Raw genomic sequence first — 25,561 nt, 5'->3', positions numbered from 1 at the left:
CTGCCTACCTTAACAGCGCCGCCAGCACCCGACTGATCAGCTCTCCCTGTCGCGAACAACCCGTTTTCTGGAAAATATGCTTGAGATGGGAGCGCACGGTTTCAACACTGCGCCCAAGCTCATCGGCTATTGCCTGCACTTCACGCCCCGCCACCAACCTCTCGCAAACCTGAGCCTCCGCACTGCTCAGATCAAAGTAGCTGGCGATGTGTACCGCGCGGGGAAGAGGCCGGCTATCCGGCTCATAGACCGTTACCAGAGCCCCACCGGCCAATAGCTCGCCACTCTCAATGGGACGTATCACAAAAATCAAAGGGCTTCGCCCCGCCCGTTTGAGAAACAGCGTCTCACTACAATAGTCTTCCTTGCCCATGCTGGATCGGACGACCATCGCCGACGCCCGGAAGAAGGCTCGGTGTACATCCTGTTCGGCAAAGTTAAAGCGTTGGTCGCGCACCACCAGGCACCGCTCGCGGTCTATCAGGTCTTTGGCCGCTTTATTGGAGTGCAACACTGTCGCCAGGCTATCCAGCAAAAAGGTGGCATCCGGAAGAACGTCAATCACCGCGGCCAGAGTGGCATCATCCTGAGTGCGTGCTTCCAGTTGCCGATACAACTGAACCGCCTGCCGGATATGCGGCACCAACCGATCGAGTGAGTCGAGCTCAGACTGCTGATAAGGCCCTTGGGCCACGGTTCGCTGAATGGTCAGCACAAAACTATGGGTAGGGGTAGTGTCGACCACCAGCCAGGCCGAATCGAGCATATCCTGATCATTTTCCCACCTGGAATAATCCTGGTCGGGTCGGAAGTCCGGCAACAGGGGCAAAGCGGACTGAAACACGCCCGGGGACTGCTTGACCGCCTGATTGGTCACCACATCCTGGGCAATCATGTTGTTTTCAAGATACCAGTCCAGAAACTCCCGGGTCAGACCGTGGTACCAAAGGTGTTCCATACGCAACGGCTGACGCTGAATCACCAGCAACTGCGCCGCACAACCGCCAATGGCGCGAGTCAGTTTTTCGAGAAAAGCGTGAAAACCTTCCCGGTCAGTAAGAGAATGATAAAGCGCCTGCAACAGTTCAGGCTCATTTTGCAGCATCACTGCCATGTTATTTACCTTGAAATCACATTTTTATTATTGAACTTAATCCTGACAAACGCTCATTTTACCTTTTTTTCGTCGATCATTGGCTACCAACTGTGCCACGCTTGCTGGCAATAAACAGCCCCACCCCTCCCAGGATGGCGACAGAACACACGGCCAACCTCACCGTCACCGGCTCCGATAAAACGATCACGCCGCCGACCGCCGCCAGGGCCGGCACACTCAACTGGATCGTGGCCGCCGTCGTGGCCCTTAGATGGGGCAGCGCCATATACCAGATCGCATACCCCAGGCCGGAGGCCAACGCGCCCGACGCCACCGCGTAAAGCACCCCAACGGGCGCGATCTCCGCGCTTGAGTAAAACAACACACTCAATACCACGGCCATCGGCACCGCACGAATGAAGTTTCCCGCCGTTTCATGGGTGGGATCACCGAGGCCGCGCCCGCGCAGGGAATACACACCCCAGGCAACACCAGCCCCGAGCATCAATAGCGCCCCAGACAGCGGCGGCGCTTCCACCCCCGGCAGCAACAGTGCCGCCAGACCAGCCACCGCCGCCAGGACACCGAGGATCTGACGGCCATTAAGGCGCTCGCCAGACCACACCCCGACACCAATCATGGTCGCCTGAACCGCACCGAACAACACCAACGCGCCCGTGGCGGCGGACAGATCAAGGTAGGCAAATGAAAAGCCCGCCGCATAGGCAAACAGCGCAAACCCCGACAGCCAACTTCCCCCAACGGTACGCGGCTTACGCCGATAGCTCACCAGGGCAGCAAGGATGGCTGCACCCGATACAAGGCGAATGGTCGTGAAACTGGCCGCATCAATCTCGCCAGCGGCCAGCGCAACCCGGCAGAGCAGAGAATTGCCGGCGAAGGCCACCATGGCGAGCAGGGAGATGAAGAAAAGTCGAGTGTTGGGCATATAGCGCCACCCTACTTATCAAACCCCAAGCCCACAAACTTAAGCTCATCACTACGGCCATCTATCAGCAACTCCCACAGCAACTCTTCATCAGAGCTGTGGTAAGAAACTTTCCAAAGAAGCTTGATTTCATTGACTTTGTTTATAGCGCCCAAAAACTCCACCCGAGCTGGCTTACCCATCGGTTTCAGGACACCTACCGCCTCATCAAAAACTTCGCTCGATAGTGACGGAAAAATTTTTGAAATAGCGTTGAATTCACCTGTGTAGTGACACTCCAGGACGGTGTCGAATATCGGCTGAACTCTGCTTTTTAATCGAACAATGTCAGATTCTGACATACGACACTCCATAGTTTTTTAATCCGCATCAGAGCGGCGAAAGGTTTCGGTTCCCAGCAGCCAAAGGCTGCCAACTTCGGCTACTGATCATGGACTTTCAAGCTCAAGGCTTACCGGAAGCCCTCCGTGTATTTCACCTGGCCCGGAAGAGCCTAGCCAATACTCGTACCCGTAAAGTGCAGACTCCAAGCGTTCTGCCACGGCTTTCGGTAGTCTAGTGCTTTGCCTCATTGACTTCATTTTCCCATGACCTCTACAACCGACTTCCTCTTAATGTACGCCTCATCATATTCACTCCTAAGACGGTCCGACAGCATTTCCGAAACATCCTTCTCTGGATTTCCAGCTCTATATTTTGCTGCATGCCGGACGCCTCTAATCATAGAGGCTTCATAATCTGAAAAAATCAGTTCGCTAACGTATGGGTTACCGTGCTCACCATACCATGCGAATTGGTCAAGGCCGTGATCTATATATAATTCCAGCAAAGACACCACCTCCTCAATATCTTCAGGGTCACCAGACTCCAGCTTCTTTATTTGAGCGGTACTTATCGCTGAAAACGCAACCGCATCAAGTGCAACACCGTGCTTCACACCTTGCGATATTCCCCACCAGGCGCCAAGCCCTGAGCAGACGACACTTAGCAAAAGAGCATAGAAGGCAATCTTAGAATTCATATTTTTAAAATAACAGTCAAAAAGTCAAATCCGCCAACAAGATTAGCTTTGGACTGAAGGCAAAGTCTCAACGGAACAGCTGTCCCCGTGACGACCTGATTAAAGGCGACTTGGCTCAACGTAGAATCCTCAGAATGCTTGTGCCCTCGAATTTAAGGCGCAAATCCTCGATGACTTCTGGAGGAACCACCTCTCCGTCTTCCGGGCCAATCCAAAGCCGGCTATTATCTCCAAAGGGCTCCCAGACGATAAAACGCTTGTTAGCGAATAAAAACCGAACGTGAACTTCATCAGCTGAAAACCATCGGCGCGAACTAACAACATCACACCCCCTGATTCGACGAACGCACCGTGCGATACTGCTTGAGGATAGGAACGAATTCGAAAGTTCGAATCCGGTAAGTTCTCCTTCGTCGTTGTTTAGCAGTAATGTTTTCATAAGGGTTTAATGCACCAAGCAGGGGCGTTATTACCTTCATCGTATATTCCAACTTTTATAGCGCCAAGCGTAACGGGCTGGCTTGGAGCGTCAGCGGAAAACCTGCCCCGGTTGACGTGATTTCTATGTGTATATATACTTTCAATTATACACATCTCCGAGGTCTATGCCATGCGGACGAATATTGAAATTGACGACAAACTGATGAGCGATGCACTTAAAGCCACGGGCCTAAAAACCAAGAAAGAAGCTGTGGAGCAAGGGCTTAAAACCTTGATTAGACTTAAAAAACAAGAGGGAATCAAGCGCTTCAGAGGCAAGCTAGAATGGTCGGGGGACCTAGACGATATGAGGCGCTCGTCGTGATCCTTGTGGATTCCAGCGTCTGGATCGACTACTTCATTGGCAACGACTCCGAAGAAGCCGATTTTCTCGACCGCACCTTGGGCAATCGCGCAGTTGCTATTGGTGATCTGATCCTCACGGAGGTACTTCAAGGGTTTCGGCAGGAGAAGGACTATAAAGTTGCCAAGAGCCTGCTGGAAGAACTCACCGTATTTGAGCTTCTTGGTAAAAAAATAGCTATAAAGAGCGCGGATAACTTCCGAAAGTTGCGCAAGAAAGGTATAACTATACGGAAGACCGCCGACGTTATCATTGCTTCGCACTGTATTGAGCATAACCTTCCTCTACTGTTCTCAGATAAGGATTTCCTACCCTTCGTAGAGCACCTGGGATTGCGCAACGCGGCATACACATGACGCTGCCAGCATGCGCGTCTTTTAGTGGTGCAAGTTCAGAGCATCCGGCAGCCGAAGGCTGCGTAGTGATGCGCTTGATTACGAGTTCTTTTGCTTCTCATATTCTTCTGCAGCATTCTCATCTACAAAAACTGATACAGACTCAGCCCAGTGTGCGTTCGAGCCTCTTTTCTTAACCCCTGAAACCCAATATTCGTCTCCGGAATCTTCGCAAAAGTAGTTACCCAAGACACCGCCTCCTTTGGCACGAGCAAGCGAACGCCCTCGATAGTAAATGGTACGCCCCGTTTTCGAGAAAGTAACCCAGCCAATACGAGCTTTGTGGCCGTCTATGTCACCTTCTTTGTTCTCAATGTACATGAGCCGGCGCTCATTTCCCCGAGTTAGCTGACTCATGCTAGATACTCATAATGCCCGCCATAAACGGCCGAGTGAAAGGCCCAGCGACCGAAGGGAGCGTATTTAATGGCTGGTTAGGTTTCGTGAGCACCTTTTCTCTCGGCTCGATTTCGGGGATAGAGTTTCCTAACCAAATATAAAACTATTGCCCCGGCAGAGGCCAAAACAATAAGCCAAAACGAAGCGCTCATAAGAAACCACCCCATCAGGAATGACGTATTCCAGTTTTCGGGGAAATCCGGCCTGTAGGAGTTGACCATACCTCGAACCCCCAAACCTAAGCCCGCAATAAGAGCGGACAAACATACTACGGCATCGATCCGCACACCAAACAGAATTTTTTGAACAAGCCAGATTAATGCAGCGAGGCCGGGGATTACAATTAGAATTAGAATTTCGGTACCCATTCTGTAAACCTAAATCCACCAACAAACGCAGCTTTTCAGTGAGAGCAAAGCCGCAACGGAAAACCTGTCACCGTGCTTGGCGTTGTAAATTTTATACCTCATGCTCTTCTCCGTGCTCACATTTGGGATCTGGGCCAAAGGTAACAGTTTTTAGCCAAGATATAGAAAATCCAACGCAGGCTAGAACCGCCATTCCTAACCCGATTGTACCTGCGAAACTTGCCACGAGAAAAAACGTTTCGCTGAAATAGCCGTTGAAATAGATTCCAATAAGAGCCAAAAAGGCGAAATACGCAACAAACTGAGTTACCCAACTAAAAGCATACCTTATTCTTCTTACCTTAAAGCTTGACAACAGCTCTCCCTCCTCTGGAAATGGTCCGAACCAACTGAATGCTAAAAAAGTGACTATATTCGGCTTCATGCGCCTTAAGCTCATCAATACAATGAACACGATGAGGTAAAAAATGGCTATCTTTTCCGTCATGAGAACGCCCCAAGCAAGGGCATATTTTGCGTTTTGAGAGCAGCGAAGCAAAATATCTCCACTGCCTTGGATTGTTATGTTCCTGCCCTCTTAAAACTCAAAGGCAACCCATTCATGATATGATCAGACTCACCAAAAGTATGCCAATATTCAAAACCGAACAACTCTACATAGCCGCTAGATGTTCTCCATCCAGATAAAGTCAATGTATATAGATGCGTACCTTCATGGCTGCAGTAGAAGATGAAGACCAATTTCTGATCTGTATTTGGTTTCAACTCACAGTTTAATACCGCAGCTCTCAGACTATTGTCACTAAGGTGTTCATATACGGAACTAAAATCCGAATTCACTATGAGTCGATATTTTTGCTGAGTAGATTTATCTCTCATTTTTCCAGTGGGAACCCACTCTCCAATAAGATCCGATCTATCCAATCCAAATGGAGAGGCACTGATATTAACTGAGAGAAGAACAATTAGAATTAGATAAATTGAACTCATAGTTCTACCAGAACTGATCTTCCCCGCCATAATCGGCCGAGTGAAACGAGGTCCGGCGCACGAAGTGCGCGAACTTAATGGCTGGTTAGTGGACATTTTCTTTAGCCCATATTTCATGTACCCTGGTGTCCTTGCCAAAACCAGCCGACATGATGAGGTCCCGCCAATCTAGCTGTGCCAACTGTATTGCAGAGTCTAGATCCATAGAGCTCCCATTTGCTAGCTTTAACACAGCAAAATGTATTCTCTCCATCTGCTCTGGGGACCAACTACTACAAGACAATGCTTCTGTACCGCATTCAGTCTCCAGCATGTCGCATACCTCAAGAGCCTCGCGAGACTTGTATAAATAGTGGACTATCTTCTTGGTTCTATTACTGAGTTCACTCATAATCCTGCCCCACTAACGCCCGGCACAGCGGAAGCCGTAACGGAGCAGTTTTGTGTTAATGTTTGAGCGCCAGCGAGTAACACAAAACTGCATAATGCAGGCAGTCCGACTGATGCCGTTTGTTACATGCTGGCCCATTTTTCAGATTCCGCTGATCTTACGAGATGCCCTACCGACAGCGGAGCGATACCTTTAGGCTTGTAGCCTTTGATTCGCCGGTATAAATAGTACGGCCAAAGAAATAGAAATCCTACCGAAATTCCCTCTGGACCAAAATAGGTTTCAGATATTGGACTAAGGTCCACACCAAACCGAGCTGAGAACTCCTCAAGTAGCTCAGCCCCATCATCTCCGTCGACACCGAGATCAAAATTGATCAACGTGTCGGGTGATATTTTCTCCGCTTTTACGCCAGTAAATTCGGATACAAACGCAATAATCTCAGATTCCATAAGGCATGTAACGTCCCCAAGCAGGGATATATTTTGCGTTTTGAGCGCAGCGAAGCAAAATATGTCCCGCTGCCTTGGTTTGTTATGAGCTGGATCAACTGCTAGCCCTGTCATAGCAGAGCGATGAGAACCGCTTTACTTCCAAGCAGCCAATTAACAGCAATAAAACCGAAATTGATACTCCGCCCCATGTAACTATGAGTCCAAGTTCTCCACCTATGTTCAACAGGTCTATTCCTGCCACTATTGCCAAAAGCACTACACCAGCGCTGACGAAAAGCACCATCTGCTTCCGACTACTTTGCGAAATTGATGCATTACTCAAGTGGCACGAACAGTGAGGACAATAAAACAAGTAGTGGTTTCCCTCCTTCACTCTCTCTTCAAGGTGAAGATATCCAAATTCCTCTCCGCACTTTGGGCATTTCACAACGCCAACCTCCTCTCTATGCGCTCTCTACTCATAACGCACACAGCTGCGGCGGCAAAACCGTAGCGACGGAGGAGCGAAGGTTTTGACGTCCGACAGCCTGTGCTTGTTAACTGTTCTTCTCATTGGCTGCGATGACCTCTAGTGCGAACCCCTGAGCAGTAACAAACCACTCAAACCAGGGTACGGAACCTCTAAAACCGTCGAAGTGGAAAACATCGTTTTCAAGCGATGCGTGCATGATTTCATCTAGCGGCATTTCTGGCTGCGGATGTTCTCGAGCCGCCTTTGTATCATCCCAGTACTTTGCCTCTTCGCTAATTACGCCAAGAAGCTTCAGTGTTCCGGACTCCACTACCCAGTCTTTCTCGCCTGCTTGCGGATGGTCGCTACTAATGAAAGCCCCCTCGATACTTATCAGAATACAGCCATCCTCTCTGACGATCTTGGCTATGCCAGCATCGTGAAAACTTAACTTATCGAAATCGCTGGTAATTCTCATAGACAGTTAACATTTGTATAATGAGCCAGCACGCTTTCCCACCCAGCACTTTTCCCGTCAAAGCCGCTAACTCATTGATATTAGTAGATTGTCTGAAACTTTAGCACAGATCGGCCAGACGGAAAGCGTGCCGGCTCGGTTTTGTCTTCGGTGTCGTCTGTTATCTACCGACTTAATGTCAGCAACTCATTGATTTAATTTATTTTTTTATTTTCGCCGGTGAGAAAGCGTGCACTGTAAGGACGTGGCGAACGCCACTTTTTAGAAGGTTTGCCAATATACTGTATAAATCGATCAATTTTTGATCGGCAGACAATCTGGGGATATTGCGTGAGTCTAAGGAGGCGGGCTACCAGAAAATCCGACGCCCGAGGGCGCCGGAAGATGATGGGGATCAGGTGAGCTCGTAGCGATCCATAATATCCCGAACCAGCCCGCTGCGCACAATATCGGCGCGTTCGAATTGATGGATATACACATTGGGTAGATCGCCGAGCCGGTTCACGGCATCTGCCAGGCCGTTGTGTCCGCGAATATCGCTTTGTTCGATATCCCCGTTGATGACCACTTTGCAGCCTTCGCCAATGCGGGTCAGGAACATTTTCATCTGTGCGGGTGAAGTGTTTTGGGCTTCATCAAGAATGACGAAGGTTCGGTTGTTGAAGGTTTTACCGCGCATAAATGCCAGGGGCGCGGCGACGATTCGACCGTGGCGCAGGCAGTAGTCTACGGTGCCGGCGCCGAGTCGTTCGGCGAGAATTTCACGAAACGCGTCGATGTAGACCGAGAACTTTTCATCCAGGGCGCCGGGCAGGAAGCCCAGTTGTTCCCCTGCTTCCACGGCGGGCCGTGTGAGGATGATCCGCTCAATTCGTCCGGACTCCAGCGCTTCGGCAGCGATGGCACCGGCGCAGTAGCTCTTGCCCGTACCCGCGGGGCCAATACCAAATGTTAAATGGTAGCGCTGGATTGCGTCGATGTAGTCTTGCTGGGCGGTGGTGTAGGCGGTGAGGGGTTTGTTGGCGCGGGGTGGAGCGTAAGCGGTCTGCAGTTGTCGGGAGGCATTGATTTCGACGATGTTGCCGTTGGGGGGTGCCCGGTGTCGGCCGCGGTCGTCTTGGTGGAACCGCTCTTCAGCGGCGTGGTTCTGATGTCTTTTGCGCTTCGCGTGAGATCGTTTCGCCATGGATAATTCCCCATCAGGTTCCAGGTGATCAGGGACAACTCGGGCTGGCAACGCTACGGATGGCCAAGGGCCCGGCCCTGTAAGACTCAAAAGGTAACGCGATTTTCGGGGTGACAGAGGCGCCCCGACATGTTCTGTTGGCAGGCTCCTCCTCTTGGCAGGTGGGTGACAAACGCACTGATGAATCAGCGCTTACCAAAAATAGTAGGTGGTTTTTATTGGGGGGTCAATGCTTTTGATGCAGCAAACCGGAAAAGGCAAAGCGGGAGGGGGGATTTTGCCGGGCGCATCGAGCGCCCGGCAAAAGGGTTTTACATGGATGACACGATGGAGATCATAACGCCTGCGGCGACGGCGGAACCGATCACCCCGGCAACGTTCGGCCCCATGGCGTGCATCAGCAGGTAGTTCTGGGGGTTGGCTTCCAGCCCTACCTTGTTGGATACCCGCGCGGCCATGGGCACGGCGGACACGCCAGCGGAACCGATCAGCGGGTTGATCTTGTGACGCACAAACAGGTTCATGAACTTGGCCACCAGTACGCCCATCGCAGTACCGATGGCGAAGGCGACGATACCCAGCAGCAGGATGCCCAGCGTTTTGGTATCCAGGAAGGCGGAGGCGGCCAGCTTGGAGCCCACGGCCAGGCCCAGGAAAATGGTGGTGATGTTGATCAGGGCATTCTGGGCGGTATCGCTCAGACGCTCCACCACACCACATTCGCGCATCAGGTTACCGAAGCAGAACATGCCCAGCAGCGGTGCGGCAGAGGGCAGGAACAGCGCCACAAGAATCAGCAGAATCACCGGGAAGGCAATCTTCTCCAGACGGCTGACCGGACGCAGCTGCTCCATTTTGATCTTCCGCTCGGACTCGGTGGTCAGCGCGCGCATGATCGGCGGCTGGATCAGGGGCACCAGCGCCATGTAGGAGTAGGCCGCAACGGCAATGGCACCCAGGAGGTCTGGCGCCAGGATGCTGGACACGTAAATGGCGGTCGGGCCGTCCGCACCACCGATGATCCCGATGGCGGCGGCATCGGCGATGGAGAAGTCCATCAGGCCGGTGACCGACAGACCCACCGCGCCCATCACGGTCGCAAAAATACCGAACTGGGCGGCGGCGCCGAGGAACAGGGTTTTCGGGTTGGCGAGCAGCGGACCGAAATCGGTCATGGCGCCCACGCCCATAAAGATGACCAGCGGCGCAACACCGGAGCCGATCGCCACTTCATAGAAGCGGTAGATCATGCCGTTGGTGTAGCCGTAGTCCAGGGCCACTTTGTGCGCGGCCGCCAGCTCGGAAGCCGAGGCGGTTTTGTACAGCGCCAGCAGTTCGTCCGCCGTGGTGCTGGCGGCGACGCCGAAGACTTCGGCCAGATCCGCGAGCACTTTTACGCCGCCCACATCAATGGCCTGCTGGGTCGCGGACATGGCGAGCCCCGCACCGGGGATGTTGGCCATGATGCAGCCAAAGCCGATCGGCACCAGCAGCAGCGGCTCAAATCCTTTGCGGATGGCCAGGAACAGCAGCAAGAGCCCCACCAGAATCATGGTGAAGGTGCCCCACTCCATCTGGTAAATGCCCGATTCCTGCCACAATCGAATAAAGTTCTGCATAAAACGTTCTCAACAGTGTTGCTGGAAGTAGTGGTCCAGGCGGTTCGCGATTACGCCAGATCCAGAAGCGGATCGCCGGATGTCACCGCGTCCCCGGCCTGCACATGCACGCTGGTCACGGTGCCGGCACGGGGCGCGGCCACTTCGGATTCCATTTTCATGGCTTCCAGAATCAGCAGGGTATCGCCCTCTTCCACCTGATCACCGGGCTTGACCACGATTTTCACGATGTTGCCGCCCAGCGGGGCGGGAACCGGCTCGCCGTCTCCAGCGGGTGCGGCTTCTGCGCCACCGCTGGAGGCGCTGCCGCCCACCGGGGCCAGACCGGTCACATCGCCACCGTCGCTGACGGTAACGGTGTACTTCTGGCCTTCCACGTCGACGGTGTACACCTCTTCACCACTGTCGGTGGTCACCGCGCTGCCCTCTTTACCGGTCGGTGCCGGCTCAAAGGCGTCGGGGTTGCCACGGTTCTCCAGGAATTTCAGACCAACCTGTGGGAACAGGGCATAAGTGAGCACATCGTCGATGCGACCTTCGCCCTCGGTGAGGCTGATGCCTTTCTCTTTGGCCACTTCTTCCAGCTCTTTGGCCAGGCGGTCCATTTCCGGCTCCAGCCGATCGGCGGGACGTCCGGTAATCGGCTCGCCACCATCCAGGACACGCTGTTGCAGCTCTTTATTGACGTCCGCTGGCGTAGCGCCGTACTCGCCCTTGAGCACACCTTCGGTTTCTTTGGTGATGGTTTTGTAGCGCTCACCGGTGAGCACGTTCATCACCGCCTGGGTGCCGACAATCTGTGAAGTCGGAGTCACCAGCGGGATGTAGCCGAGGTCCTTGCGCACGCGGGGAATTTCTTCCAGCACCGCGTCGAACTTGTCTTCCGCGTTCTGCTCACGCAGCTGATTTTCCATGTTGGTCAGCATGCCGCCGGGCACCTGAGCAATCAGGATGCGCGAGTCGACGCCCTTGAGGGAGCCTTCGAACTTGGCGTATTTGCGGCGCACCTCGCGGAAGTAGGAGGCAATTTCTTCGAGCAGCTCCAGGTCCAGTCCGGTATCCCGATCGGTGCCTTCCAGGATGGACACCATGGTCTCGGTGGGGCTGTGACCGTAGGTCATGGACATGGAGGAAATGGCGGTATCGATATTGTCGATGCCCGCTTCCACGCACTTGAGGTTGGTGGCGTGGGCCAGGCCGGTGGTGGCGTGGCTCTGCATGTGAATCGGGATGGAACAGCTTTCTTTCAGGCGGGTCACCAGCTCGTACCCCACATAGGGCTTGAGCAGGCCGGCCATGTCTTTGATGGCAATGGAGTCAGCGCCCATGTCTTCAATGCGCTTGGCCAGATCCACCCACAACTCGATGTCGTGTACCGGGCTGATGGTGTAGGAGATGGTGCCCTGAGCGTGCTTGCCCTGTTTCTTGACCGCTTTCATGGCGGTTTCGATGTTGCGCATGTCGTTCATGGCATCGAACACGCGGAACACGTCCACGCCATTGGTGGCAGCGCGCTCGACAAACTTGTCCACTACGTCATCGGCGTAGTGGCGATAGCCGAGAATGTTCTGCCCGCGCAGCAACATCTGCATGCGGGTTTTGGGCATGGCCTTTTTGAGCTCGCGAATGCGCTCCCAGGGGTCTTCGCCCAGGTAGCGGATACAGGCGTCGAATGTCGCTCCACCCCAGGTTTCCAGAGACCAGAAACCCACTTGATCCAGTTTCTCGGCAATGGGCAGCATGTCGTCGAGGCGCATCCGGGTGGCCAGCAGGGACTGATGGGCATCCCGCAGTACCAGCTCCGTAATGCCCAACGGCTTTTTAGCATCGCTCATGGCGTTGTACCTTTCTCACAGTTAGCGTTCGCGGAACCATCGGCTATCGGCGACGGGCGCGATGTTGCTCAATGGCGGCCTTGATTGCGGCCAGGGTTTTGTCATCGACCTTGCCCGCGGCGGGGCGGGCGGCGCTGGAGGGTTTGCGGCTGCGGGGCTCCAGAGGCGCTTTGGACTCGGGGAACCAACGGTTGATGCTGCCACTCATAAGTACCATGGCAATCACCAGCAGCGTCAAAAACACCACGACGGACCCCATGCCATACAGCATCAGGTCTACGCCTTGTTGCATCAGTGTGTCACTCATATCGGGCACCCTGTGTACGATAAGTCATTGGCTACAGCGGAACGGATCCGCGCGGGGCCACCTCAGTCCGGTGGAGCGAGGCGCGCCAATGTAGCTTGATTCCCAAAATGTGGCAACTGCGTCACATTTTTTGCCCTTGGCAGTGGCTCGAGGAGCTTTTGCCAAGCGCAAAACGGCCGGCCATTTTCTCTTATCTTTCATAAACTTACAACTTCTGGCTGCAATTGAGCCGGGAATGGGCCTGCAATGGCAACCAGATGCCGTTAAAATGGCCACCTTTTCCACACCGGGAGTTCGGCCCAGTCATGCAATTGTTTCTCGCCCCGATGGAGGGCGTCGTCGATTATCAGGTTCGGGACCTGCTCAGCGCGCTGGGCGGGCTGGATGGCTGTGTCACCGAGTTTATCCGGGTGACCGACAGCAGCCTGCCCCGGCGGGTGTTCCTGCGCTACGCCCCGGAGATCGAGCAACACTGCCTGACCCCCAGCGGCACCCCGGTGAAGGTTCAGCTATTGGGCGGGCAGCCAGAACCGGTGGCCCGCAATGCCCAGCGCGCGGTGGCCGCCGGCGCTACGGCCATTGATCTGAATTTCGGTTGCCCGGCCAAAACCGTGAACAAAAGTGATGGCGGGGCCTGCCTGCTGCGCGAACCGGAGCGAGTGCACGCCATTGTGGCCGCAGTGCGCAATGCGCTGCCCGACGCCGTGCCGGTCAGCGCCAAAATCCGGCTCGGTTTTGACGATGCCAGCCGCTATCTCGACAATGCCCTGGCGGTTTACGAGGCGGGCGCCAACGAGCTGACCGTGCACGCGCGCACCAAGCGCGACGGCTACCGACCGCCGGCCTATTGGGATTACATTGCCCGCATTCGGGAGGCAGTGGCGATGCCGGTGATCGCCAACGGGGAGATCTGGAGCCCGGAGGATTTTGAGCGCTGCCGTGCGGTGACCGGCTGCGACCGGTTTATGCTCGGGCGGGGATTACTGGCGCGGCCGGACCTGGCGCGGGCCATCAAGGCGCAGGTGGCGGGGGAAGAGTACACCCCCATGCCCTGGCGCGAGGTCTGTCAGATGCTGCACCGGTATTACCGGATGAGCCAACCTCACTGGGGCACCAAAAACGCCTCCAAGTACTGCGGCAATCGTATCAAGCAGTGGCTGATGTACTTGCAGCGCCAGTACCCGGAAGCAGCCACGTTTTTTGAGCAGATCAAACGCGAGCGGGAGCCGGCGCGCTTTGAGGCCGCCTTTCGCCAGGCAGCCTGAGCCAGCGGTTTACTCGACTTTGTTGCGCTCCTCTAGACGGGGCTCGGCCACGCTGATAAAGCGCCCCTGTTCATCCAGGCCAATGGCCTGGGTGGAGCCATAATCGCCCAGTCGACGCAATTGATGCCCTTTTTCCTCCAGCGCGGTGCGCAGCGGAGTAATCAGGGTTTTCTCCACGAACAACTGATTGGGCCGCCACTGGTGGTGGATGCGGTCCATCACCAGCGCATCCTCCAGCGGCATGCCCAGATCGATGTGATTCACCAGCGCCTGCACCACCTGGGTAATAATGGTGGGGCCACCCGCCGCTCCCAGTGTCAGTACCGGCTTGCCATCGCGGGTCACCACCGTGGGGCTCATGCTGGACAGCGGCCGTTTACCCGGGGCAATACTGTTGGCTTCCGCCCCCAACAGGCCGTAGGCATTGGGTTCGCCGGGCTGGGCCGAGAAGTCATCCATCTGGTTGTTCAGAATCACCCCGGTGCCCGGCACCACCACCTTGGAGCCGAAGTTGGTATTCACTGTGGCGGTAATGGCCACCCAGTTGCCATTCTGATCCGCCGTGGCGATATGGGTGGTGTGTTTGCCGAACAGCTCCTCCTGGGATTTGGGGGGCGTGCTGTGGCCAGTTACTTCGGCCACCGATTTCAATGACAGCCGCTCCCGCAGTTTGTCCGCATAGCGTTCACTGATCAGGCCTTTGGGCACAGACGCAAACGCCGGGTCGCCCAGCCAATAGGCGCGGTCGGCAAAAGCCAGGCGCATGACTTCCGCCAGCAGGTGGTAGCGGTCCGCTTCGGAGAGCGCATCGACATCAAACCCTTCGAGAATATTGAGCATCTGAGCCACATGCACACCGCCGGAGCTGGGCGGTGGGAAGCCGTAAACCCGAAAACCTCGATAGTCGCTGACCACCGGCTTGCGGCGCAGCAGCTCGTAGTTCGCAAAGTCCTCCCGAGTCACGATGCCACCGTGCTCGACCATCCAGTCGCCGACGGCTTTGGCAAAGCCACCGCCGTAAAAGTACTCGGGGCCCTCGCTGGCAATCGCACGATAGGTGCGGGCCAGGTCGGGTTGGCGGATGCGGTGCCCCACCGGCCAGGGCTCACCTTCGGAGGTCAGGAAAATGGCGGCCGAGCCGGGGTACTCCAGAAGGTCCTCCGTGTGACGCGCCAGGCGGCGGGCAAAAATGCCATCGATGGCAAAACCCTCGTCGGCGAGGGTCGCGGCCGCTTCCAGGTGCGTGGCAAAGCGGGCCTTACCGCCTTTTTTCATCATGTAATCGTAAGCGGCCACGGCGCCGGGAATCCCCACCGCGAGCGGGCCTTTTTTGCTCAGCTCGGGCCGATAGTCACCATCGCGCACATACATAGTGCGATGGGCTTTACCCGGGGCCATTTCCCGGCCGTCGATGGCCTCCACCCGACCGTCGGCCCAGTGCACCACGGCAAAAATTCCCCCACCGATGCCGGAGTTGTGGCCGTCCACCACCCCCAGAGTCAAGGCGGCGGCCACGGCGGCGTCAATCGCGTTGCCGCCCTCGGAGTAGGCCTTCATGGCCGCCTCGGTGGCTCTCGGCTGAACGGTGGCGACGGCCCCGCGACCGTCGGGGGTCACCGCGGCATAATCATCGGCCCGGACCAGGGCTGCCAAGGCGCTGGTGAGCAGTACCGCACTGACCCACAAGCCCTTTTTCAGTGAGCGCTGAAACATAGTGAAAATTGAATCCTGTGTTATCCAACGAGTGATAAAAGTAGTGCGAAGACTAGCATTGTGGGCCCGTAAAAACAGCAAACCCCGCGTTGTGCGGGGTTTGTGTTGTGAGGGAGCGGTCACTGTGTCAGAACCAGAAGCTGTCACTGCGCCGTCCTTCGATATTCATTCCACCGATCAATTTGCCTCGGGTAATGACCCGGTGTTGAACCCAGCAAAACTGCAATAAACGGCGCATAAACATCTCCGGTTACGTCTGTCGGTCAATCGCGCAGCCATAAAAAAACCCACCGCCCCCTGGGCGTGATAATCGCCTGGGGATCAAGGTGGGTTTTTATTCGAATGCGTTGTTGGGTGACATTATACGGAAAGCCCACAGGGCCTGCCACCCAACAGGCCGTTACTGGCGCTCGCTCAATACCTCCAATGCGCCGGAAACATAGACCAGCGGTGCATTCCAGTTGATGGTGATTTCGTTGGACGCATAGCTGCACCAGTGATCCAGATAGGATTTGGCGGGCTTGTCCGACGGATAAGCAACCGGACAGTCACCGGCGTCCTGCTGGCCGCTGTGAGGGCCGCCGGCCAGGAAGCCCGGAACCGGCGCAACAACAGTATCGGCCTCGGAGGGACGATGATGAATGTGTAGCGGCGTGCGCGTACCAAAACCGGTCACGTAGGAATAGCCGGTGGGATTGCGCCCCAGAACATAATCCATCAGGGACTGCGCCACCTGCAGATTTTCGGGATTGTCGCTCAACTGGTGGGCAGTCAACATCATCATCGCCATATTCATGGCCACGCCGTTGCTGCCCCAGACGAAGTCCTGTGCGCGCATGGGAACCCCGGAGGCCGATGCCCGCCACTCATCGCGCAGGTGCTGCGCCAAACCGGCCACCTTGTCCTTCACCTGCGCCTGCAGCGCCTCGGGAACCTGTTCCAGGTGGTGTGCCATGGACATCCAGGGTTGACCGACGGCATCGGCCCAGTTCGGCACCTCAATGGCGGCCTCGGCCAATTCGACCTCGTCCCAGTAACGCTGATCACCGGTGGTCAGGGCCAGCTCTACCGCGGCCCAGACAAACTCGTCCGAGAATTCATCATCGCCGTACTCGCCGGTGCGCACATCCTCCGGATTGCGATAGATGACATCGGGATTGGCTTTGGCCCAATCCCAGGCGGCCTTCGCCGCCGAGAGTGCCTGCTCGGAGAAGCCCGGGTATTCGGCCTCGTAGTCGGCGTATACGCGGCTGGCCACCACCATGGTGGCGGCAAAGTTGAGCGCCGCCGCCGTGCCTTTCTGAACCATATAGCGGGGCTCGGTGGCCTCGTGAGGCATTACTGCACCAGAGAAGTTCAGGGTGGTCAGCTTGTGGTACACACCGCCGTCGTGCGGGTCCTGCATGGTGAGCATCCAGCTCAGGTTCCACATGGACTCATCCAGCAGATCGGGGACGGCGTTGCCACTTTCCGGGATATTCAGGTCACGATCGCGATAGAACGCCGGGAAGTGCTCATAGGCGGCCAACAGGGTATAGGTGCTGATGCCCGAGTTGACGATGTACTTGTTGTAGTCGCCCGCGTCGTACCAGCCTTTGGGGCTGCTCAGCTCGGTGCCTTCCGGGCGCGCTTCAGAGGCTGCCGAGCTGTGAATGGCGACACTGTCGTCGGGGTGGCCCATGGGGCGCGCATAGTCTCCGGCGTGCTCGGCGAGAAGCTCCGTGCTGGCACGGTTAAAGTAATAGGCTTTGATGACGGCATCATTCAGCTCGCCGTATACCGCATCGCGGATTTCCAGCGGGGCCGAATCGGCCAGGCCTTCGACCCGCACCACATAGCGGCCGGGCGCCTCAACGTCAGAGAAGTCGGCCAGCTGAACCGTCTCGCCGGAGACCGGCCAGACTTTCGCCTCCCCCAGCTCACTCTGGTAAACCACCTGCCCGTTGGCGGTATTCACCAGCGCAAAATCCGCCGCGGCTCCGGCCGGTACGGTGGCCACTTTCGCGGCGCGCGGATAAAAACCAAGCTGATTGACCTGAATGGCTGACGACGCGTCCGGCTCAGTTGGAGTATCTGTTTGTGCGGGATCTGACTGACAGGCGATCAAGGTACTGACCAGCGCCGATAGCGCCAGCATGCGATAGACAGTGTGGGACATGGAAACACCTCATGGGCTTTTATTGGTTATGGTTTTGGATATCGACCGATGCCACAGCCCCGGACAGACCGCTCAGCCTGTTATGGTTCCAAGGACTGTTAGCCCGATAAGAATACCCTATTCCATTTCGCCCGTCAGGATCGACTCAGAGGTTTAACACTTTCTTTACGAAGGGGATGGTCAGTTTGCGCTGCTCGGCCAGCGAGGCATGATCCAGCCGCTGCAGGTAACAGAACAGCTCGTTCATGTCCCGGGGCACCCGCTGCAGAATATAGTGAGCCACGTCCTCGCTCAGCTCCAGCCCCCGGGCCCGGGCCCGATGGCGGAGGGCGTTCTGCTTGTCTTCATCGCTCAACGCCTGCACCTGGCAGGTAACGCCCCACTGCAGGCGCGAGCGCAGGTCCGGCAGCGCCACGGGGAGCTCCTGGGGCCCTTGCACGGCGGCCACCAGCAGATGCTTTTGGGCATCGCGTAGGCGGTTAAATAGATGAAACAGGGCCTCTTCCCAGTCGGGCTTGCCGGCAATCACTTCCAGCCCGTCGAGACAGACCAGATCCAGGTACTCCAGCCCTTCCAGCAATTCGTGGGGCGCAAAACCCACCAGCTCCCGTAGCGGGAGGTACTGAATGCTCAGGCCCGCGTCTTGCGCTTCGTGCCCCGCCGCCTGCAGCAGGTGGGTGAGCCCGACGCCCGGCTGCCCCCAGAGATAGATGAAAGGCTCCCCCTGGCCGCCTGCCTGCGCTTTCAGCAACGCCAGGGTGCGGGCGTTGGTCGCCCCTTCCGGGGCGTAGAAGTTATCAAAGGTGGCGTCGTCGTTAAGACTGACGCTCAGTGAAAGCTGTTGAGGCGTGGGCATGGCCTTGATTGATTCTCTTTTGTGGTTGCCGGAACGGCGGTTATTGCCAGGTGTAGACCAATGGGTTGGCCTGTGTCCCCGCGGGCATGAAGCGGCTACCGGTCAGGCTGACCCGGTTACTGTCGGCGGATGGCACCAGCCGGCCGTCGCGTTCCAGCGTTCCCAGCAGTCGCGCCTGTTCACCCTCGGTCACCAACCGCAGGGTTAACACACCCGGGCGAAGCGATACCAGCTCGGCCCGGCGCACCAGCGCCAGGTCTTCCAGGTAGCGCTCGACCGACTTGTAATCGCCAAAACCGTCGATGCCGCCGACTTCCATCAACACTGCATCCGGCCCCTCTTCCCGGGGCACAATGGCATAGAGTCCGGCAAAGTGATTGGCGGTTTCGTCAATCGCCTCCGCCAGCAGCCCGTTCACCGAGTCATTTCGCAGGTAGAAGGTAGGGTTGCCCAGGTCGTGATACAACTGCCAGTCGGAGCGCCACTGTCCGGCGGAGGTTTCGCTGTAGCGGCCCACCAGAATCGCCTCTGCGTCGTAACGCTGCGATGCTTTGCGAATGGTTTCCTCATCCAGCGACCAGAGTTCACGAGCGGAAACCGCCAGACGGTCTTCCAGGTCATCCAGGGGCATGACCAGCGGCAAGCCTCGAGTTTCGGCGCGCGCCCTGAGCCAGTCGCGTTCTTCTGAGTCGGACACCCGCTGTAAGCCATCGCTGTCGCGACGCACCATCCAGACCAGCACGGCCGGCCGGTTGGCGGGCCAGAGGGACAGGCTCGCCGAACGCAACAGCCGCTCCACTTCCGGCGCCGAGAATTTCATCATCAGGCGGCTGGCCGGACGCTCCTCGCCGTCGACTTCCAGAGTCTCATCGGTAGAAACGTAGTTGAACTCATAGATGAAGTCCTCGGCACGGGACAGCGCCTCCCGCACGGCGGGATGATCACTGGCCCCGGGGTCACCGGAGACCCTCACCATCAGTTGCTCCAGCCCGTCCCGCGCCCCGCGGCGGCGTTCGGCGGCGGACTGGGAGGCCACCAACACATCCGCGCTGTACAGGTCCACAACCTGCTCCGCCTGGGTCGGAACTGCAAACCCGCCGAGCGTCAGGCCGATGACCAGTGCCCGGAGTCCTATCTGCCAAACTGCCAATAATCGCCTCAAGATTTCGCCTCTGTCTGCTTGTTGTCGGGTTACAGCTGTCGCTCGGGTTGGCGGGTAAAAGCCCGCATTGTAGCAGGCTGTCAAAATGGCGAAAGGTTCCCGTGGGTTCGGAAACCGGCACTCGCTCGCATTTCGACCATAAACTGATAGAATACGCGCCCATCGATTCGGAAACTTCCCGTCCAGCGCGGCAGCACGCTGCCGTCGTCCCGACAGCACATCAAGAGCACAGCCCATTCATGACTGAAAAACACACGCAACCGTCACTGAGTTACAAAGATGCCGGCGTCGATATCGACGCGGGTGAAGCCCTGGTAGACCGTATTAAAGGTGTGGCCAAACGCACCAGCCGCCCCGAAGTCATGGGTGGGTTGGGTGGTTTTGGCGCCCTGTGCGAACTGCCTAAAGGCTACCGCGAGCCGGTGTTGGTGTCTGGAACCGACGGGGTGGGCACCAAGCTGCGCCTGGCCATGAACCTCCAGCGCCACGACACCATTGGCATCGATCTGGTCGCCATGTGTGTGAACGATCTGGTGGTGGCCGGGGCGGAACCGCTGTTTTTCCTGGATTACTATGCCACGGGCAAGCTGAACGTGGATGTGGCGGCGGATGTGGTCACCGGCATTGGTGCCGGCTGTGAACAGGCCGGCTGCGCTCTGGTCGGGGGCGAGACGGCGGAAATGCCGGGCATGTACGAAGGCGACGACTACGACCTGGCGGGCTTTTGCGTCGGCGTGGTGGAGAAATCGGAAATCATTGATGGCTCAAAAGTGGCCGCCGGTGACACCCTGATTGGTCTCGCCTCCAGCGGACCGCACTCCAACGGCTACTCCCTGATTCGCAAAATCATTGAAGTGAGCGACGCCGACCTGACTCAGGACTGCGAAGGTCAGCCGCTCAGCGAAGCCCTGATGGCGCCCACCCGCATTTATGTCAAATCGCTGCTCAAACTGATCCGCGAGCTGGATGTCCACGCCCTCTCCCACATTACGGGTGGCGGCCTGCTGGAGAACATTCCCCGGGTACTGCCCGCCAACAGCAAGGCGGTGATCGACACCCAGAGCTGGCAGCTGCCCGCCGTTTTCCGCTGGCTGCAGCAGGCCGGCGGCGTGGCGCCCCGGGAAATGTACCGCACCTTCAACTGCGGCGTGGGCATGGTGATTGCCCTGCCGAAGGCCCAGGAAGCCGACGCCCTGGCCCTGCTCAAGGCTGCGGGCGAAGAAGCCTTTGTGGTCGGACAGATCGCCGAGGCGCAGGAGGGCGAAGCCCGCGTTGAGTTGACCTCATTAGAGGGGAGCGACGCTTGAGTTCAGCCCAACCAACCCGGGTCGTGGTGCTGATCAGCGGCAGCGGCTCAAACCTGCAAGCCCTGATTGACGGCCAGCAGCGCGGCCAACTACCGATCGATATTGTCGCGGTCATCAGCAACCGGCCCGCCGTGCGCGGGCTGCTGAGGGCCGAACACGCGGGCATTCCCGCCGAAGTACTTGATCATACCCGGTACGACTCCCGCGAAGCCTTTGACACCGCGTTACAGGAATGCATTGACCACTACCGACCGGAACTGGTGGTTCTGGCCGGCTTCATGCGTATTTTGACGCCCACCTTTACCCGCCACTATGAAGGTCGGATGCTCAACATCCACCCCTCACTGCTGCCCAAGTACCAGGGCCTGCACACCCACCAACGAGCGCTGGATGCCGGTGAGAGCGAGCACGGGGTCACGGTGCACTTTGTGACCGCCGAGCTCGATGGCGGCCCACCCGCCGTCCAGGCGCGCGTGCCGGTGCTCCCGGGCGATGACGCCGAGTCACTCGCGGCGCGGGTTCAGAGCCAGGAACACGTCATTTACCCCCTGGCGGTGAAGTGGTTTGCCGAGGGGCGATTGCGCATGGAATCCGGCCGGGCGTTATTGAATAACGAACCTTTAGGGCCAAATGGGTATCTAATGGACACAACCCAGTCTTAAACAGGACGTACAGGAGCCTTTTATGCCCCTCAAGCACGTATTGCTGCGCACCCTAGCCACCGTCGGCTTGACCGCCCTGCTCGCCACGAGCGTCAGTGCGGAAATGCCCAAAAGCTTTGAAAACGAGTACTCCACCCGTATTTTCGGCATCAAGGTCACCGTTACCCACAAGCTGACGGACCTCGAAGATGGCGGCCAGCAGCTGCGCTTCGAGGCGGACTCCTGGATCGGCAATATTGAGGAAATCTCCCAGTTTGACTGGGTAGACGGCGTGGTTCAGCCCCGCAAATACTTTTACAAGCGCCGCGGCCTGGGCCGCGACCGGGATGCCGAGCTGACCTTCAACTGGGACAAGGAGCGGGTGATCAATGATGTCCAGGGTAAAAGCTGGGCCATGGATATCCGCAAGCGGGTCCAGGACAAGCTGAGCTACCAGATTCAGCTCCAGAAAGACCTGATCGAGGGCCGAAACAACCTGAAGTACGCCATTGCCGATGGCGGCCAGATGAAGGAATACCGGTTTGAAATTGTCGCCGAAGAGCGACTGGATACCCCCATGGGTGAGGTGGATACCGTCAAAGTCATGCGCAGCCGCGACGATGACGACCGGGTCACCTACGCCTGGCTGGCGCCCAAATGGGACTATTTGCTGGTGCGTCTGGAGCAGCAGGAAGACGGTGATTCACACACGATCGACATCGATAAAGCCCGAGTTAACGGCAAAAACATCGAATCCTTCTGAATCTTCGAACATTTTTGGGCGTCCGGCGGTTGTATTCTGCCGCCACCGTCCCCATCAACGTTTAACGCGTTTTCATTCACCCGCAACCAATAGGTTAATTTATGAGCATTTCCAACAACAGCGTCGTCAGCTTTCACTACACCCTGACCGACAGCGAAGGCAAGCAGCTGGACCAGTCCAATGACGAGCGTGGTCCGCTGGTTTACCTGCACGGCGCTGGCAACATCATCCCCGGCCTGGAGAAGCAGCTGGAAGGCAAGAGCGTGGGTGACAAGCTGACCGCCCAGGTACCGGCCGCCGAAGCATACGGCGAGCGCAGCGACAACCTGATCCAGGAGCTGCCGGCCAACATGTTTACCGGTGTTGAGAAGGTGGAAGTGGGCATGGAATTTCAGGCCCAGACCGAGCAGGGCACCCAGATCGTCCGCGTGGCGGCCGTTGAAGGTGACACCGTCACTATCGATGCCAACCACCCGCTGGCCGGCGTGGACCTGAACTTTGACGTGGAAGTCACCGACGTACGTGACGCCACCGAAGAAGAGATCTCCCACGGACACGTGCACGGCCCGGAAGGTCACGAGCACTAAGCGCCCAGCGCTTGCTGCCGGGGGTGCACCGCGCACCCCACGAAAAAGCCCCTGACGCCAGGCGTTCAGGGGCTTTTTGCTGTCTGCAACGGCGTAAATGGCGCCGTCACACCACCTTGATATGCCAGGGCTCGAAACGCACCCCGTAGTGGTTGTCCTTGGTGTAGCGGATCTGCACGTAGCCCAGGTCCTGCATCCGCTTGAACTCGTCGGTTTCGGCAAATTTGTCGGTAAAGTTGGAGTACCCCCAGCCCACGCGGCCCACATCGAAGTCACCGATCCCGTGGTAGCTGTGGCCCGGTGGCGCCAGTGAGCGCGAAGCCTTGGACAGGTTGTAATTGGACTCAAGGCACTTGGCCACAAACAGGTGCATCTGCTTGACGTTGCCACGAACCCCGGAGGTCAGGATGACACTGTCCCCAATGTCCCGGCGCAGCTTGTCGTAATAAGCCGCCGAGTCGCCCCGCAGCAGATAATGGCCCGAGTAGGGAATTTTGATGGTTTCACGCGGTGGAATCTTGGCGGTCAGCTCGGTGGTGACCTTTTCGCCATAGAACCCGTATTTTTTGGCCTCAGTGAAGAACAGCTTCTCGATCATCTGGAATTCGGCCGGGGTGAAGGCCCCCACTTCCGAAAACCGTTTGCCGTACTTGAACAGCTCATCGAAGCTCAGCAGGTTGTAGTTGCCGTGCCCCACCAGGCGCTCGGCCCGCTTCAGGCGCACAAACAGCGAGTGCAGTACCGGCTTTTCGGTTTCGGTCAGGAAGATATCGTCAATGAAATCGCCATTGAAGTTCCGGACCTTTTCCAGCACGCGGGCGTGCGCCTCACCTTCCGCGACCTGACCCGAATGGTCGGCTGAGTGACTGTGACCACTGCAACAGCTCTCGCGGTCCGCCTGGGCCAGGTTCTGCTCGACTGCCTCCACCAGAGAACTGCTCTGGATCGAGCGCTCTTCGGTCAGAGCATCCAGCGACGGCAGGTCAACCGCATCGGCCACCGTCGCACGAACCCGGGAGGCTGGAGGGGACACCGGCGCACCAATCCCCTCTTCGCCGTCAGGAATGGCAAAGGGATCTCCGTCCAGGTCGTAGCCGTCTTCCGCCAACGTCTCACGAGCCTGGCTGCTATTCTCCGCCATTTGCCAGAGGTACGCGTTGCCGGCGGTAAAGCCAACCCCGGATACAAAGCCAACCAGTAGATCTCTGCGTTTCACCGTTCCTCTCTCGAACTTGCTGCATTCTTTAATTGACGCGCCGCCAAACGCGGTTGGCGGGTACCGATAGTTCATTCTTGTTGAGCTCGACGCATCGGCGGATCGCCGGGATCACGAATCAGCGCTAAAAACAACCGCCTACGTCACACTCATGGCCCAACTATAGCGTATTCCCAGCCATTTTTCAGCGGTCGCTTATATCAATTCGGCTGGTTATCACCGATATCTATAAAGAACGTTCTTAACACAGGATTTGGCGGCCAGGGCCCTGAAAACTTTAGCTTTGCCCCGAGAAGGGCCCGGCTAGATGATCTTTTCATAACCACCGGCCGGCTAACAAAGCCACATCATAAAAACCGCAAAAATCGGGGGCTTTTATACGCTTACGATGTAAGCTCACTAACCCCTTATACCCAATCATTCAAGCCCCCCAGTTGGCCCCCACGGCGCTGAAATAGCCCCCAACGCCGCTGCTATACTTCATCTGAGGCCGTCAAGCTGTCAGCCCCGGAGCCAGTGCATCCACACCCAAACCAGAGGTGACACGCATGAGACGCCATTTTTACTTGAGTGACGACCTGGATGACCTTGAGCGCCTGGAGAGCGACCTGGAAGCTCGGGGCATTGCCCGCCCACAGATCCATATCCTGAGCAATAACGACGCTGGTCTGGAGTCCCACCACCTCCATCAGGTGGAATCACTGCTGCGCAAGGACGTGATTCACTCGGGCAAAATCGGTTTCCTGGTTGGCCTGGTTGCCGCGGCCATTCCCCTGGTCGTCGCCTACATTGTCGGGCTGAGCGAAGGTTACCTGTGGATTCCGGTGATCTTCCTGTCGATCATCCTGCTGGGCTTCTGTACCTGGGAGGGCGGTCTGATCGGCATTCAGAGACCAAACCACCAGTACCTGAAATTTGAGCGCGCCATCAACTCCGGGCGGCACCTGCTGATTGTGGATGTGGACCCGGGGCAGGAAAAGCGGCTGATGAAAATCATCGCCGATCACCCCAATGTCGAGGATATGGGTCTGGGCGAGTCGGTACCGGGCTGGTTGGTCGGTGCCCAGAAACAGTGGCACAAGTTTGTCCGCTGGGCACCCTGACAGGCC

The 25,561-nt window shown here is 57.1% G+C and carries 25 protein-coding genes; 8 read left to right on the top strand and 17 right to left on the bottom strand.

Annotated features, from left to right (window positions below; genetic code table 11):
* Positions 1 to 4 precede the first annotated feature (4 nt).
* From EDC38_RS00355 to EDC38_RS00340, 4 genes are all read right to left on the bottom strand, one after another.
* Positions 5 to 1,114 carry a helix-turn-helix transcriptional regulator gene (locus tag EDC38_RS00355; RefSeq protein ID WP_123636843.1) on the bottom strand — a complete coding sequence of 370 codons (1,110 nt, stop codon included), beginning with the start codon at positions 1,112 to 1,114 and terminating at the stop codon, positions 5 to 7.
* 76 nt (positions 1,115 to 1,190) lie between these two features.
* The gene (locus tag EDC38_RS00350) at positions 1,191 to 2,045 is read right to left on the bottom strand and encodes a DMT family transporter (RefSeq protein WP_123636842.1); all 855 of its coding nucleotides are present in this window, start codon (positions 2,043 to 2,045) and stop codon (positions 1,191 to 1,193) included.
* An 11-nt stretch (positions 2,046 to 2,056) separates the two neighbouring features.
* Positions 2,057 to 2,386, bottom strand: a complete 330-nt coding sequence (locus tag EDC38_RS00345; RefSeq protein WP_123636841.1) for a hypothetical protein — start codon at positions 2,384 to 2,386, stop codon at positions 2,057 to 2,059.
* A gap of 236 nt (positions 2,387 to 2,622) precedes the next feature.
* The gene (locus EDC38_RS00340) at positions 2,623 to 3,066 is read right to left on the bottom strand and encodes a hypothetical protein (RefSeq protein WP_123636840.1); all 444 of its coding nucleotides are present in this window, start codon (positions 3,064 to 3,066) and stop codon (positions 2,623 to 2,625) included.
* A 610-nt stretch (positions 3,067 to 3,676) separates the two neighbouring features.
* Here EDC38_RS00340 and EDC38_RS00335 point away from each other — a divergent pair.
* Both EDC38_RS00335 and vapC read left to right on the top strand, forming a co-directional pair.
* Entirely contained in the window at positions 3,677 to 3,871 is a 195-nt protein-coding gene (locus EDC38_RS00335) for a type II toxin-antitoxin system VapB family antitoxin (RefSeq protein WP_123636839.1), read from the top strand.
* On the top strand, positions 3,868 to 4,266 hold the full coding sequence (gene vapC / locus EDC38_RS00330) for a type II toxin-antitoxin system VapC family toxin (RefSeq protein ID WP_123636838.1): 399 nt from the start codon (positions 3,868 to 3,870) through the stop codon (positions 4,264 to 4,266). The genes EDC38_RS00335 and vapC overlap by 4 nt, the downstream gene beginning before the upstream one ends.
* A gap of 78 nt (positions 4,267 to 4,344) precedes the next feature.
* Here the strand turns inward: vapC and EDC38_RS00325 are convergent, their stop codons facing one another.
* The 8 genes from EDC38_RS00325 to EDC38_RS00290 form a co-directional block, all read right to left on the bottom strand.
* Positions 4,345 to 4,626, bottom strand: a complete 282-nt coding sequence (locus EDC38_RS00325; protein WP_211331022.1) for a hypothetical protein — start codon at positions 4,624 to 4,626, stop codon at positions 4,345 to 4,347.
* A 537-nt stretch (positions 4,627 to 5,163) separates the two neighbouring features.
* Positions 5,164 to 5,559: a hypothetical protein gene (locus tag EDC38_RS00320; protein ID WP_123636836.1), complete on the bottom strand. Its 396-nt coding sequence runs from the start codon at positions 5,557 to 5,559 to the stop codon at positions 5,164 to 5,166.
* A gap of 1,016 nt (positions 5,560 to 6,575) precedes the next feature.
* Positions 6,576 to 6,905 (bottom strand): DUF1493 family protein, encoded by a 330-nt coding sequence (locus EDC38_RS00315; RefSeq protein ID WP_170162822.1) that lies wholly within the window; start codon positions 6,903 to 6,905, stop codon positions 6,576 to 6,578.
* A gap of 539 nt (positions 6,906 to 7,444) precedes the next feature.
* Complete coding sequence (locus EDC38_RS00310; protein ID WP_123636834.1) at positions 7,445 to 7,837, bottom strand: hypothetical protein; 393 nt, start codon at positions 7,835 to 7,837, stop codon at positions 7,445 to 7,447.
* 394 nt (positions 7,838 to 8,231) lie between these two features.
* Positions 8,232 to 9,023, bottom strand: coding sequence for a PhoH family protein (locus tag EDC38_RS00305; RefSeq protein ID WP_123636833.1), 792 nt, complete (start codon positions 9,021 to 9,023; stop codon positions 8,232 to 8,234).
* Positions 9,024 to 9,334: 311 nt separating this feature from the next.
* Positions 9,335 to 10,642: a sodium ion-translocating decarboxylase subunit beta gene (locus tag EDC38_RS00300; protein ID WP_123636832.1), complete on the bottom strand. Its 1,308-nt coding sequence runs from the start codon at positions 10,640 to 10,642 to the stop codon at positions 9,335 to 9,337.
* Positions 10,643 to 10,692: 50 nt separating this feature from the next.
* Positions 10,693 to 12,477 (bottom strand): sodium-extruding oxaloacetate decarboxylase subunit alpha, encoded by a 1,785-nt coding sequence (oadA, locus tag EDC38_RS00295; RefSeq protein ID WP_123636831.1) that lies wholly within the window; start codon positions 12,475 to 12,477, stop codon positions 10,693 to 10,695.
* A 43-nt stretch (positions 12,478 to 12,520) separates the two neighbouring features.
* On the bottom strand, positions 12,521 to 12,784 hold the full coding sequence (locus tag EDC38_RS00290) for an OadG family protein (RefSeq protein WP_123636830.1): 264 nt from the start codon (positions 12,782 to 12,784) through the stop codon (positions 12,521 to 12,523).
* A 305-nt stretch (positions 12,785 to 13,089) separates the two neighbouring features.
* Here EDC38_RS00290 and EDC38_RS00285 point away from each other — a divergent pair, with 305 nt between their 5' ends.
* Positions 13,090 to 14,049 (top strand): tRNA dihydrouridine synthase, encoded by a 960-nt coding sequence (locus tag EDC38_RS00285; RefSeq protein ID WP_123636829.1) that lies wholly within the window; start codon positions 13,090 to 13,092, stop codon positions 14,047 to 14,049.
* Positions 14,050 to 14,058: 9 nt separating this feature from the next.
* Here EDC38_RS00285 and ggt read toward each other — a convergent pair whose 3' ends face one another.
* The 4 genes from ggt to EDC38_RS00265 all read right to left on the bottom strand — a co-directional run bounded on the left by ggt (position 14,059) and on the right by EDC38_RS00265 (position 19,926).
* Positions 14,059 to 15,762, bottom strand: a complete 1,704-nt coding sequence (gene ggt, locus EDC38_RS00280) for a gamma-glutamyltransferase (RefSeq protein WP_123636828.1) — start codon at positions 15,760 to 15,762, stop codon at positions 14,059 to 14,061.
* Between the two features lie 400 nt (positions 15,763 to 16,162).
* On the bottom strand, positions 16,163 to 17,920 hold the full coding sequence (locus tag EDC38_RS00275; RefSeq protein ID WP_123636827.1) for a glycoside hydrolase family 9 protein: 1,758 nt from the start codon (positions 17,918 to 17,920) through the stop codon (positions 16,163 to 16,165).
* A 145-nt stretch (positions 17,921 to 18,065) separates the two neighbouring features.
* Positions 18,066 to 18,776 carry a DnaA regulatory inactivator Hda gene (gene hda, locus EDC38_RS00270; protein WP_024459508.1) on the bottom strand — a complete coding sequence of 237 codons (711 nt, stop codon included), beginning with the start codon at positions 18,774 to 18,776 and terminating at the stop codon, positions 18,066 to 18,068.
* Between the two features lie 40 nt (positions 18,777 to 18,816).
* Complete coding sequence (locus EDC38_RS00265; RefSeq protein WP_170162821.1) at positions 18,817 to 19,926, bottom strand: DUF2066 domain-containing protein; 1,110 nt, start codon at positions 19,924 to 19,926, stop codon at positions 18,817 to 18,819.
* A gap of 251 nt (positions 19,927 to 20,177) precedes the next feature.
* On the opposite strand from EDC38_RS00265, the gene purM reads away from it, so the two are divergent.
* The 4 genes from purM to EDC38_RS00245 all read left to right on the top strand — a co-directional run bounded on the left by purM (position 20,178) and on the right by EDC38_RS00245 (position 23,236).
* Positions 20,178 to 21,245 (top strand): phosphoribosylformylglycinamidine cyclo-ligase, encoded by a 1,068-nt coding sequence (gene purM, locus EDC38_RS00260; RefSeq protein ID WP_123636825.1) that lies wholly within the window; start codon positions 20,178 to 20,180, stop codon positions 21,243 to 21,245.
* Entirely contained in the window at positions 21,242 to 21,907 is a 666-nt protein-coding gene (purN, locus tag EDC38_RS00255) for a phosphoribosylglycinamide formyltransferase (protein ID WP_123636824.1), read from the top strand. Before purM ends, purN begins: the two co-directional genes overlap by 4 nt.
* Before the next feature lie 22 nt (positions 21,908 to 21,929).
* Positions 21,930 to 22,649 carry a DUF3108 domain-containing protein gene (locus EDC38_RS00250; protein WP_024459504.1) on the top strand — a complete coding sequence of 240 codons (720 nt, stop codon included), beginning with the start codon at positions 21,930 to 21,932 and terminating at the stop codon, positions 22,647 to 22,649.
* A 101-nt stretch (positions 22,650 to 22,750) separates the two neighbouring features.
* Complete coding sequence (locus EDC38_RS00245) at positions 22,751 to 23,236, top strand: FKBP-type peptidyl-prolyl cis-trans isomerase (protein ID WP_024459503.1); 486 nt, start codon at positions 22,751 to 22,753, stop codon at positions 23,234 to 23,236.
* 106 nt (positions 23,237 to 23,342) lie between these two features.
* Here the strand turns inward: EDC38_RS00245 and EDC38_RS00240 are convergent, their stop codons facing one another.
* Positions 23,343 to 24,452, bottom strand: coding sequence for a M15 family metallopeptidase (locus EDC38_RS00240; protein WP_170162820.1), 1,110 nt, complete (start codon positions 24,450 to 24,452; stop codon positions 23,343 to 23,345).
* Positions 24,453 to 25,000: 548 nt separating this feature from the next.
* Between EDC38_RS00240 and EDC38_RS00235 the strand changes: the two genes are divergently transcribed.
* On the top strand, positions 25,001 to 25,555 hold the full coding sequence (locus EDC38_RS00235; RefSeq protein ID WP_123636822.1) for an NAD/FAD-utilizing enzyme: 555 nt from the start codon (positions 25,001 to 25,003) through the stop codon (positions 25,553 to 25,555).
* The last annotated feature ends 6 nt before the right edge of the window (positions 25,556 to 25,561 follow it).

This window comes from Marinimicrobium koreense (assembly GCF_003762925.1).
Taxonomy (GTDB): Bacteria; Pseudomonadota; Gammaproteobacteria; order Pseudomonadales; family Cellvibrionaceae; genus Marinimicrobium; species Marinimicrobium koreense.
This window is presented reverse-complemented; position numbering and strand designations above follow the sequence as displayed.

Excerpts from the sequence above, each read along its gene's own strand:
- EDC38_RS00355 (WP_123636843.1), bottom strand. The coding sequence starts at position 1,114 with ATGGCAGTGATGCTGCAAAATGAGCCTGAACTGTTGCAGGCGCTTTAT.
- EDC38_RS00350 (WP_123636842.1), bottom strand. The coding sequence starts at position 2,045 with ATGCCCAACACTCGACTTTTCTTCATCTCCCTGCTCGCCATGGTGGCC.
- EDC38_RS00345 (WP_123636841.1), bottom strand. The coding sequence starts at position 2,386 with ATGTCAGAATCTGACATTGTTCGATTAAAAAGCAGAGTTCAGCCGATA.
- EDC38_RS00340 (WP_123636840.1), bottom strand. The coding sequence starts at position 3,066 with ATGAATTCTAAGATTGCCTTCTATGCTCTTTTGCTAAGTGTCGTCTGC.
- EDC38_RS00335 (WP_123636839.1), top strand. The coding sequence starts at position 3,677 with ATGCGGACGAATATTGAAATTGACGACAAACTGATGAGCGATGCACTT.
- EDC38_RS00325 (WP_211331022.1), bottom strand. The coding sequence starts at position 4,626 with ATGTACATTGAGAACAAAGAAGGTGACATAGACGGCCACAAAGCTCGT.
- EDC38_RS00320 (WP_123636836.1), bottom strand. The coding sequence starts at position 5,559 with ATGACGGAAAAGATAGCCATTTTTTACCTCATCGTGTTCATTGTATTG.
- EDC38_RS00315 (WP_170162822.1), bottom strand. The coding sequence starts at position 6,905 with ATGGAATCTGAGATTATTGCGTTTGTATCCGAATTTACTGGCGTAAAA.
- EDC38_RS00310 (WP_123636834.1), bottom strand. The coding sequence starts at position 7,837 with ATGAGAATTACCAGCGATTTCGATAAGTTAAGTTTTCACGATGCTGGC.
- EDC38_RS00305 (WP_123636833.1), bottom strand. The coding sequence starts at position 9,023 with ATGGCGAAACGATCTCACGCGAAGCGCAAAAGACATCAGAACCACGCC.
- EDC38_RS00300 (WP_123636832.1), bottom strand. The coding sequence starts at position 10,642 with ATGCAGAACTTTATTCGATTGTGGCAGGAATCGGGCATTTACCAGATG.
- oadA (WP_123636831.1), bottom strand. The coding sequence starts at position 12,477 with ATGAGCGATGCTAAAAAGCCGTTGGGCATTACGGAGCTGGTACTGCGG.
- EDC38_RS00290 (WP_123636830.1), bottom strand. The coding sequence starts at position 12,784 with ATGAGTGACACACTGATGCAACAAGGCGTAGACCTGATGCTGTATGGC.
- EDC38_RS00285 (WP_123636829.1), top strand. The coding sequence starts at position 13,090 with ATGCAATTGTTTCTCGCCCCGATGGAGGGCGTCGTCGATTATCAGGTT.
- ggt (WP_123636828.1), bottom strand. The coding sequence starts at position 15,762 with ATGTTTCAGCGCTCACTGAAAAAGGGCTTGTGGGTCAGTGCGGTACTG.
- EDC38_RS00275 (WP_123636827.1), bottom strand. The coding sequence starts at position 17,920 with ATGTCCCACACTGTCTATCGCATGCTGGCGCTATCGGCGCTGGTCAGT.
- hda (WP_024459508.1), bottom strand. The coding sequence starts at position 18,776 with ATGCCCACGCCTCAACAGCTTTCACTGAGCGTCAGTCTTAACGACGAC.
- purM (WP_123636825.1), top strand. The coding sequence starts at position 20,178 with ATGACTGAAAAACACACGCAACCGTCACTGAGTTACAAAGATGCCGGC.
- EDC38_RS00250 (WP_024459504.1), top strand. The coding sequence starts at position 21,930 with ATGCCCCTCAAGCACGTATTGCTGCGCACCCTAGCCACCGTCGGCTTG.
- EDC38_RS00245 (WP_024459503.1), top strand. The coding sequence starts at position 22,751 with ATGAGCATTTCCAACAACAGCGTCGTCAGCTTTCACTACACCCTGACC.
- EDC38_RS00235 (WP_123636822.1), top strand. The coding sequence starts at position 25,001 with ATGAGACGCCATTTTTACTTGAGTGACGACCTGGATGACCTTGAGCGC.